Raw genomic sequence first — 2,132 nt, forward strand, 5'->3', positions numbered from 1 at the left:
CATGGCCGTCTGCTGGCGTCCACTCCACGCCCAGTGTCCGGACGAGTTGCCGCTGGTAGGTGGCCCGGTAGATGGCGTCGGCGGCCAGCCGATGCCGATACAGATCCCCGCCGTCCAACGCCGTCCAGCGTCCATCCGGCCCCTGGACCCGGTTGGCGATCACCAGGTGGGTATGCAGGAGCGGGTCGCCCTCTCTGGACGTCCGGTGGTCGAACCCGACCGCCAACAACCCCTGTCCGGACACGTGCTGGACACCGCCGTGGCCGCGGCGGGCCCCAAGGTGCTCGTCCAGGTAGGCGACCGCCTCGGCCAGCCCGGCGTGATGGGCGGCCAGCACCGCCCGGCCGGTGGCCGGGCCACTGAGGCCGTAGAGGATCGACACGCTCTTGGTCGGCCGCAGAACCACATCAAAGCCAGGCACGGCATTGCGGCCGTGGGGCCGACCAAGTAGCTCCCTAGTCGTGGGGTGGCGGCCTTCGAACATGGCCTGGAACCCGGCCGGCGATGCTTCGCCCTGCAGCCCAAGGGTAGCGGCGCCGGCGCCGTACCACCGGCCTGGACTCTCACCGTGGCCGGACAGGTACTGTTCGTGGTCGGTGGCCAGCTCGCGGGTGTAATACTCCTCCCGGCCCACCGAGAGCTTGGCGATGTCGGCCACCACCCCGCCGCTCCCCTCCCGCCTTGGTTAGCGCGAGCGAACGCACCCCTGGTGCATTGCTTTCCTCGGATAGATTCGGGTCGAGAGTAGAACGCTTCGGTGGCCGTCATCCGTTATGGCAAGCGCCTTCGTGGGGCTGATCAAGGGTTGAGCGCAGGGCGTCACAAGTAGGGACGGGTACGGCACAGGCCGGGTTCGATGACAGGCTGCAGCCCGCGAATGACGTAGCTGCTCGCACGGCCTTCCATGCGTGCTGCACAGAGGTCCGTCCGGTCAAGTCGTCCGCTGGGCTCCGTTAGGGAGCGCAAGATGCTCAAAGGCATTAAGGCCCGAGCAGAACGGGCCGGCCACGCCCCGACAGGGCAGCGGGGCGACCCGGTTTGGACCGCATCAGCACGCGTCGGTGTCAGGGTGCGGCGGCGATGGCTGCGGTCGAGAGCGGCCACATGACCCCATCGTCGAGTGTCGTGTCGCCGCCCCTGCCGAACGCGCGCGTGTGACCAGGCTCCCCGGATGTCGGGTAGACCCGTGAGGTGAGGGCGAGCCGCTCGCTCACGAACACCTCGAGGATGGAACCGTCCATGAACGCCCGCAGGCGCCATGGACCACCCGGATCAGGGAGGCGGGCCTCGATCCGACTCGACGGCGTACGCGGATCGCGGCTGGCCTGGGACCGGTCAAGGACCAGCAGTTGGCGGCCAGCGTCGATGAACACCCGCACCACCTCCTCACCGTCGGGTGAGAGGTCGATCTCGAACCCCGCCCGACCGGCGGAGGCCTGGATGGTGGCCTGGACCTCGAAGTGCCGGCTCGGCCGGCCCAGTCGCACGGCCCTATCGCCCGCGGTGACCCTGGCGCGCCTCTGGGGAGCGGCTTGGGTTCGCAGCGCCTCGACCTCCGGCGCCGGAGCAAGTCGCAGCTCGTCTCCGACCAGGTCAGCCACGCGGGGCAGGCTGAGGGCGCCGACCTTGGGCATCGCCGTCTGGATCTCTTCGGACAGGTGCTCCTGGATCCACCCCCACACGAGCTGGCGTCCTGCCTGGTCGACCAGGACCGTCGGGGCGTAGAAGACATCCCCCCAGTCGACCCGGCCCCTGAGGCTCCCCCGGAAGACACCGTCCTCCAGCGCACCGACGAAGTAGACCCCATGCAGCAGTGGTCGGTTCGCGTCCGGGTCCTGGCTGCTGACGATCAGGACCCAGCGGTCGCCGAGCCGGAGCAGCTGGGGGCATTCCCAGTGTTCCCCGAGGTCCAGCCCGTTCAGGTGCCTTGGTGCCTCGAACAGCACGCCCTGATATGCCCAGGTTCGGGCGTCGTCGGAGCGGTACCGGATCACCTGGCCGTGGCGGTCTTGCCCGGTGGTTCCCGAGCCGAGGATGAGCTGCCATCCCTGCTCGTCGCGCCACAGGAAGGGGTCCCGGTGGTAGCCGCTGCCGAGCCCGGGCGGCGGGCCGGCGATTAGCGGGTTGTCGGG

General features: G+C 69.6%; 2 protein-coding genes. Both read right to left on the minus strand.

All coding sequences use genetic code 11. From position 1 onward, the window contains the following. On the minus strand, positions 1–661 hold a 661-nt coding region (mobF, locus tag VF468_18450; protein HEX5880271.1), incomplete at its 3' end, for a MobF family relaxase. 403 nt (positions 662–1,064) lie between these two features. Beyond that, positions 1,065–2,132 (minus strand): glycoside hydrolase family 32 protein (locus tag VF468_18455; GenBank protein ID HEX5880272.1); only part of this gene is annotated, 1,068 nt, incomplete at its 5' end.

The sequence above is a fragment of the Actinomycetota bacterium genome (assembly GCA_036280995.1).
In the GTDB taxonomy this organism is placed as follows: domain Bacteria; phylum Actinomycetota; class CALGFH01; order CALGFH01; family CALGFH01; genus CALGFH01.